Genomic DNA, 7,435 nt, shown 5'->3' with positions numbered 1-7,435 from the left:
TTCGTTGTCGCCCCAATCACCGCGACGAGCAGGCGGAATTGACTGATCCGTCACCAAACTCGAGAAGCGTCTTGACCAAAACCTTGTGAGCTGGGCTTCTTACGCGAACCGGGAGGTCAGTTACCGGTTTTTTCGGCCAGGTTCAGATCTGTCGCGTCTACCGTCGGGCAGCGCTCAGCGGTCGTCGTTGCCGGTCAAGCCGGTGCGGTTCATGACCGCGGGCCCGCCACGCCTTGACGCGCCATCGGACAGTCACGCACCCAACAACGTGACAACACCGTTGGCGCGCCTGCCCACGTGAAGCTGATCGCCATGCCCTTCCAGGCCGGCCGTCGGCTTCATCTGTATCCGCGCACCCCACGCCCAACTACCGCCGGGCGAGGGAGCAGGGTCGGCGGTCAGGTGGCGGTGCGACGATCGAGGGCGTCGGCCAGGCGGTCAGCCACCGGGCCGGGGCGGGCCGCGAGGTGGACCAGGACACGGAGCTCAAGCGTCACGAAGGAACGAGGTCACACCCTGGGGCGCGGCCTGGGTCGCACCGGTCGGTGCCGTACGCGGGCCTTCGGCATACGGCCTGCCCAGGAAGACAAGGGGTCGGCACGGGGCCGGTTGCGGCGCCGACTACTTCCCTGGGAAGCCCTCCGTGGCAAGCACCGGCCCGGATCCGCGAGCCGCACCGGCCGTGCAACCGCCGCGCCGAACCAGCCGCGCCCAGCCCGTCGACTACGGCCAGGAGCTCCAACAGCCGCCCGGTGCACACGGCGGGGGCCATGAAGAAGAACTCCGGCCCCGCCGTGATGATCGGACGATGACCACTCGCTGCCCGCTAGTGCTCTGACCGGGAAGGTTCGCCGGGTTGGCGGTTGGGGCGGTTGGATGGGCGGTGACGTCCGTTCCGACCGCTGGAGGTGTGGTAGCTGAGCCTGTCCGTGTGCGCAGACTGACCGATCAGGAGGGGCAGAAGCTGCAGCAGATCGTGCGCCGGGGCAGTACCAGCTCGGTGCGCTACCGGCGGGCGATGATGCTGCTCGCTTCGGCCGGCGGAAACCGCGTCCCGGTGATCGCGCAGCTGGTCCAGGCCGACGAGGACACGGTGCGGGAGGTGATCCACCGGTTCAACGAGATCGGTCTGACCTGCTTGGACCCCCAGTGGGCGGGAGGCCGTCCCCGCCTGCTCACTCCTGACGACGAGGACTTCCTCGTCCAGACGGCCACCACCCGCCCCACCAAGCTCGGCCAGCCCTTCACCCGCTGGTCGATCCGGAAACTCGCCGCCTACCTGCGCCGTGTCCACGGACGCATCATCCGCATCGGCCGGGAAGCCTTACGGTGCCTGCTCCGGCGCCGCGGCATCACCTTCCAGCGCACCAAAACCTGGAAGGAGTCACCCGACCCCGACCGTGACGCCAAGCTCGACCGCATCGAGCACGTCCTGGAGCACTTCCCGGACCGGGTCTTTGCGTTCGACGAGTTCGGCCCGCTCGGGATCCGGCCGACCGGCGGCTCCTGCTGGGCGAAACAGGGCACGCCCGACCGGCTGCCGGCGACCTACCACCGCACCCACGGCGTGACCTACTTCCACGGCTGCTACTCCGTCGGCGATGACACGCTCTGGGGCGTCAACCGCCGCCGGAAGGGCACCGCCAACACTCTGGCCGCGCTGAAGTCGATCCGCGCCGCCCGGCCCGACGGCGCCCCGATCTACATCATCCTGGACAACCTCTCCGCCCACACCGGAGCGGACATCCGCCGCTGGGCGAAGAAGAACAAGGTCAAGCTGTGCTTCACCCCGACCTACGCCTCCTGGGCCAACCCGATCGAGGCCCACTTCGGCCCGCTGCGGCAGTTCACCCTGGCCAACTCCCACCACCGCAGCCATCCCGCGCAGACCCGGGCCCTGCACGCCTACCTGCGCTGGCGCAACGCCAACACCCGCCATCCCGACGTCCTCGCCGCCCAACGCCGAGAACGCGCCCGCATCCGCAGCGAGAAGGGCATCCGCTGGGGCGGACGCCCCCTCGACGCGGCAGCTTGATCAGCCTGGCGGGTCTTCCCAGCTATGGCATCAGGCGAGTCGTGGTGCCACCTCGGCTGCGACCCACTCCATAGCCTTCTCGACATGTTCAGCCGCGACAGGCAGCCACAGGGTGCAAGCGGTGAGCCCGGCCTCGGCGAGCCGCCCGAGGTCGTCGGCGACACTCGCTGCAGTGGGCGCAGTGCCGCCGAGCGGCCGTCCCGGTGGCGGAACCGCCGCAGGAAGACCGGGCGGAGTAAGGAACGCGGCCGAAGCGAGCGTCAGCCGGACAGCGTTCTCTGCGCCGGCGAGGTCACACAGGCGGCGCCGCACGTCGGTGACCTCTGCGGCGTCAGTGCCGGTGCCGTACCAGCCGTCGCCAAAACGCAGCGCACGGCGCAGGGCGGCGTCGCTGTGGCCGCCGACCCACACGGGCGGACCGCCGGCGGTGACCGGAGGCACTCCCAGGTGCGCGGCGTGCAGTGTCGTGAACGGCCCGTCGAAGTCTGCGGGTCGCCGGGTCCATAGGGCCTTGGCAGCGGCGAGGTGGTCGTCGGTGCGTGCACCACGTTCACGCGCGGGTACTCCGACGGCATCGAATTCGTCAGAATTCCAGCCGGTGCCGACGCCCAGGATCAAGCGGCCACCGGACACGACGTCCAGGGTGGCCGCCTGGTTGGCGAGCACCAGCGCCGGGTAGTACGGCGCGACGAGCACGGACGTCAGCAGCCGCAGGCGCGTCGTCGCCCCTGCGACGGCCGACAGCAGAACAAGCGGATCAGTGTCGAGGCCGAAACCGCTGTCCAGTAGGCGGTTGCCGACCGCAACGTGGTCGAAGCCTAAGTCTTCAGCGTGGCGTGCGGCGCGGAGCACGCTGGCTCCGTCGTCGAGTGGCCAGCGCGGTTGAAGGGAAACGCCGAGGCGCAGCAGGGGCATGAGGTTGCCTTTCGACGGCAGTCCGATGGCGACACGACGATCACCGACCGCCCTGTCGCCACACCCAACTCCCGCACCGCCCCTATTTCATCCCCGGCTAGGACGCAGCGGATCGCCTGTCACTCCGCACGGCGCTCGCTGAACAACACCGTGACTCCGTAAGCCGGTGAACCTTCCCGGTCAGAGCACTAGGCACCGGACCCACCCCCGCCAACGTCACCGACCCGGGCCCCCTACCGCGCGCCCAGCTCGCCGCCACCCGCCACTGAACCCCTAACAACTCCAGAAGTTCATTGAACAGGCTCTGCTGTCAGAAGTTGTACGGCTTTTCGGTGCTCCAGTTCAGCACGTCGGCCTCGTTCCAGCTGAACTGCGGCTTCTGCCCCTTGACGGTGACGGAGTAGAAGGGGCCGGTGTGACCGTCCGCGTCGCGCAGCGCGATGGCGAGCGACTGCGCCGTGTGGTTGTTCGAGCCGTAGTCGAAGAGGTTCACCGCGCTGTATGCCTTGCCTCCGGGCTGGAGCGTGATGTGCTTGTCGCCGCCGGGGCTGTCCTCCTTCGAGTGCGGCAATGCGACGTTGTCGGTGTTCCAGTCGAGCACCACGGCGGGGTACGAGGTGACCCAGCATGGCGTGGTTCCCTCGTTCACCGCGGTGAGCAGCAGGTGGTCGCCCTGCTGGCCGGCGAACCGGTGCACTGCGGTGACCAGCGTCTCGTCTCCACGGCAGGGCTGGGTGCCGGCTGTCGCGCGCTTGCTCACGACCTTTCCCGTCACGCCCGAGGCGGTCGCCGAGCGCACTCCCGCCTTGAGGTGACCAGCGCTGTCGGCCTGCGCCGCGCTGCCCTTGCCGTCCCCGTCGGACGCGGACCGGCTCGGGGTGCTGCCAGCGGTGTGGTCGCCGCCCGCCGCCGTCGAGCCGTCGCTGGTGCCGCCGCAGGCGGTCAGGCCCAGCGCCAGCGCGGCGGTGACGGCGGCCAGGACGGCGGTACGGCGGGCACGGTGCGTGGTCATGATGAAAACTCCCCCTGTGGTTTGTCCGGACGCGGTGCCTTCCCTGCTCCTGCAGGGTGACCAGCCGGATCGGCTGTTTCGTTACACCCCATGAGATGGCACAGGGCGAGCGTCGGTTCACTCGGGTCTGTCCGCATTCGGTAACAAGGGGCAGCGCGGCGGGCAGTCCGGCGGGACCAGGGCGCTGTCCGGACAGTCCTGTAACGGGCCGTCCCGGTCGCCCGCAGCCGTGTGGCCAACCGGTCGGTGAGTCACGAGAGCACCTCCTGCAGTCACCGAACAGCCCGCTCACTACTCCGCCTGCCTGGGGGCCACCTGGCCTGCTTGGGGGCCACCTGCGTATCCACCGCATCGACTGCGGTTGGCTCCGCATGATTTTGCTGCTCACCGTGTCCGGCACAGCGGCCCCCATGGCCGGGTGCTGATAAGAACCGTGCGCCGGCCGCAAACGGCGGTGACCAGTCCTGGGACCTGGCAGGTCGGGGCAGCTCCGGCGTATTGGTCGCCTCGGCGAGTGCGAGGCGACCGCCCTTCAGCTCAGGCACGTAGTTTAGATCGTGTGTTCACCACGCTAGTCGTCCGGCCCGTGCGCGATGCGACTCACCGGCTCCGCTGGTCCGCCTGGCGACGCCGCCATCAGGCCCGAGCCCAGGCCAGCCGCTACCGCCGACAAGCCGCGAATCAGACATGAAGATCACGATCCACGGCAGGAGTATTCACCGGCCCTGACCACCTGATGCACGTCCTGCGCCGCACTCTCCCCGAACTCCAGTACCACAGTGAAACCATCGACGGATGCCTCGCCGCAACCGGACTCACCCTGACGACATCACTCCGACAAGCTCAGTAGCGGACGGCCCCGTCGGCGACTCAGTGAGTTCTTTCAGCGTGGCCACTGATCGGGTGACGGGTGAGCTGAAGCACGACAGTTGTCACGTAGGGTCACATAGGCATGCTTGTTGTCACCGGCAAGGCCGTAGGTGCGCATGGGTGAGACTTGGGCAACGTCGACTTCGCCGCACTACACGGCATGAACAACCGGCCCGCGGGTCTGAGGCGAGACCCGGTCGCATGGAACCGGGCGCTCGGGGCCGCACGTCCCCCCGTACATGCTGATCGTCCTGGGGATACTCTTTGCCGTCGCGCCCGCCGTCGTCTGGATGACGATCGCCCGCACCCGCCCTGTCGGCTTCGCGATCGGCGGCACGCTGCTCGCCGGAGCCGGTGTGCTGATCAGTGTCCAGCAGGGCTGGATCCACGCCCCCGGACCCGACGCCCATCTCGTGTTCACGGTCCTGGCGCCTCTGCTCATCGCCTGCGGTGCGGGACTGGAAGGTCGGCACGAGAACTCCCCTCCCCCGGAATGGATTCCCCGCCGCAATGGAGCGATCGGCTTCCTGGGGATGCAGTTCGCCCTCACTCTCGTGGCCGGTCTCCTGTATGCGCTGATGATCAGCGAAGGCTCGGACGCCCCGCCGCCCGAGGCCCTCCCCTTATTGCCGCCGGGCATCAGCATGGTTGACGAAGGCATCAGCTGCGGTTCCGGCGGCTGCTGGCGCGCCGCGACGGTCACCAGCGGGGACGGCCTGTCCCGCCCGGAGATCATCCGCAAACTGGGCCTCGAGCAAGAGAACTGCCGCTCCAGCGGCTGGCTGCTTGACTGGCGTGACGTGTGCGTCGGAGCCAGGGACAATGGCGAGAACGTCACCATCTACGCCAGCTGGGGATACTGAGAGGCCGCTTCCGGTCGGTCACGGTGGTCCTGAACGAAAATCTGTGACAAACAGCGTGCCTCACCGGTGACAATCGGGCTGCTTCGACCGGTCTCATACACCCAGCTCAACCAGCTCTGCCGGTGACAACTGCCGTGCTTCGGCACAACGGGCCGGTGTCCCGCAACGCACGAGGCTCCCGTGCCGTTGGAGGAGGTGTTCTACGTCTCAACCCACCGGCGCGGGAGCCTCGTCGGGTGTCCATCCTGCCGCACTCGACCTGCCTCACGCCCTGGTCGAGTGGGTCACCATGCTCATCGTCACCCGTGAGGGTGGCCGCCGCTGCAAGCTCTCGCCGCACCAGCGTGCCCTGGTCGGCCTGGTGCACCTGCGTCGGCACGACACCCTGGCGCAGATCGCGGCCGGTTTCGGGATCTCGGTCGGCACCGCTCACGCCTACGTCGCCGCCGTCATCCATCACCTGTCCAAGCGGGGACACCTGTTCCCTTCTGTTGGAAATTCTCGTCTTTCGCGCACACGCACGCCTGTTGACGCGCTCGCAACGAGAGCTTTACTTTCCACGGAAAGCGCTTACCGAAGAATGCGCCGCCATTCGGTCAGTACAGCCCGCCACGCAAGCACCTTCTCCGCCATGCCCGGAAACAGCTGCAGAAAGGGCTATCCGTCATGCGATTATCCAGATGCCGTGCGTCCAGAGCCGGACTGATCGTCGCCGCGCTGGCCGTCTCCCTCCTGACCACCGCGCCCGTCGGCTCCGCTTCCGCATCTCCTTCCGCCTCCTCCCCTCCCCCTGCCTCCTCCCCTCCCGCTGTCTCGGCCGCGACCGCCGACGGTTTCGCCTCCGTCGACGCCCTGGGGCAGAACGGCACCACCGGCGGTGCGGGCGGCGCGGTCGTCACGGCCGCCACCACCGCGCAGCTCCTCGACCACATCTCCCGCCCCGAACCCCTGGTCGTGCAGGTCAGCGGTACGATCACGCTGCCCGCCGGGTCCCGCGACGGCATGCACCCGGTCGCCTCGGACAAGACCATCGTCGGTCTGGGCAGCACCGCCCGGCTGACCGGCGGCGGCCTGCACATCGGCCTCCCGGTGAGCGACGGCGTCACCTCGCCGCCCCCGGACGCCGTGCACAACGTCATCATCCGCAACCTGTCGTTCGACGGAGCCACGGACGACCTCATCAACATCCAGATGTTCTCGCATCACATCTGGATCGACCACAACGACTTCTCCGACGGCGACGACGGCGCCGTGGACATCAAGCGCGGCTCGGACTTCGTCACCGTGTCCTGGAACCGCTTCCACGACCACGACAAGACCCTGCTGCTCGGGCACGACGACGACAACGCCGCCCAGGACCGCGGGCGGCTGCGCGTCACCTATCACCACAACCACTTCGACGCCTCCGACCAGCGCAACCCGCGGGTGCGGTTCGCCGAGCCGGTGCACGTCTACAACAACTACTACCGCGACAACAGTTACGGCGTGGCCTCCGCCATGGACGCCGGGGTGGTGCTGGAGGGCAACTACTTCCACAGCGTCAACAACCCGGCCCGGGTGGACTTCAGCGGCGACCTCGGCCGTCTGGTCGCGCGCGACAACATCCTCGTCGAGTGCAACCACCCCATCGAGACGCGGGGTTCGGTCGTCGAGCCGCGCACGTACTACGCCTACACCCCGCACCGGGCGGCCGAGGTCCCGGCCGTCGTCCCGGCCGGGGCCGGCGTCGGGAAGATCTGA

Annotated in this window: 5 protein-coding genes and 2 pseudogenes; 5 read left to right on the top strand and 2 right to left on the bottom strand. The window is 68.5% G+C overall.

Annotated elements, in window-relative coordinates; genetic code table 11:
- Positions 1 to 1,018: 1,018 nt before the first annotated feature.
- Positions 1,019 to 2,035: an IS630 family transposase gene (locus tag ACIBAI_RS17520; RefSeq protein WP_399035125.1), complete on the top strand. Its 1,017-nt coding sequence runs from the start codon at positions 1,019 to 1,021 to the stop codon at positions 2,033 to 2,035.
- Between the two features lie 30 nt (positions 2,036 to 2,065).
- Here the strand turns inward: ACIBAI_RS17520 and ACIBAI_RS17515 are convergent, their stop codons facing one another.
- Positions 2,066 to 2,950: a TIGR03619 family F420-dependent LLM class oxidoreductase gene (locus ACIBAI_RS17515; RefSeq protein WP_399035101.1), complete on the bottom strand. Its 885-nt coding sequence runs from the start codon at positions 2,948 to 2,950 to the stop codon at positions 2,066 to 2,068.
- A 310-nt stretch (positions 2,951 to 3,260) separates the two neighbouring features.
- Positions 3,261 to 3,962, bottom strand: coding sequence for a DUF4232 domain-containing protein (locus ACIBAI_RS17510; protein WP_399035100.1), 702 nt, complete (start codon positions 3,960 to 3,962; stop codon positions 3,261 to 3,263).
- Positions 3,963 to 4,512: 550 nt separating this feature from the next.
- Here ACIBAI_RS17510 and ACIBAI_RS17505 point away from each other — a divergent pair.
- From ACIBAI_RS17505 to ACIBAI_RS17490, 4 genes and pseudogenes are all read left to right on the top strand, one after another.
- Positions 4,513 to 4,653, top strand: a pseudogene (locus ACIBAI_RS17505) (IS701 family transposase); the annotation flags it as partial.
- Between the two features lie 418 nt (positions 4,654 to 5,071).
- Positions 5,072 to 5,695 carry a hypothetical protein gene (locus ACIBAI_RS17500; RefSeq protein ID WP_399035098.1) on the top strand — a complete coding sequence of 208 codons (624 nt, stop codon included), beginning with the start codon at positions 5,072 to 5,074 and terminating at the stop codon, positions 5,693 to 5,695.
- Positions 5,696 to 5,984: 289 nt separating this feature from the next.
- Positions 5,985 to 6,153, top strand: a pseudogene (locus ACIBAI_RS17495) (transposase family protein); the annotation flags it as partial.
- Between the two features lie 208 nt (positions 6,154 to 6,361).
- A complete protein-coding gene (locus ACIBAI_RS17490) occupies positions 6,362 to 7,435 on the top strand; it encodes a polysaccharide lyase family 1 protein (protein WP_399035096.1) in 1,074 nt (357 codons plus the stop codon).

The sequence above is a fragment of the Streptomyces sp. NPDC051041 genome, from assembly GCF_044456065.1.
GTDB classification, from domain to species: Bacteria; Actinomycetota; Actinomycetes; order Streptomycetales; family Streptomycetaceae; genus Streptomyces; species Streptomyces glaucus.
This window is presented reverse-complemented; position numbering and strand designations above follow the sequence as displayed.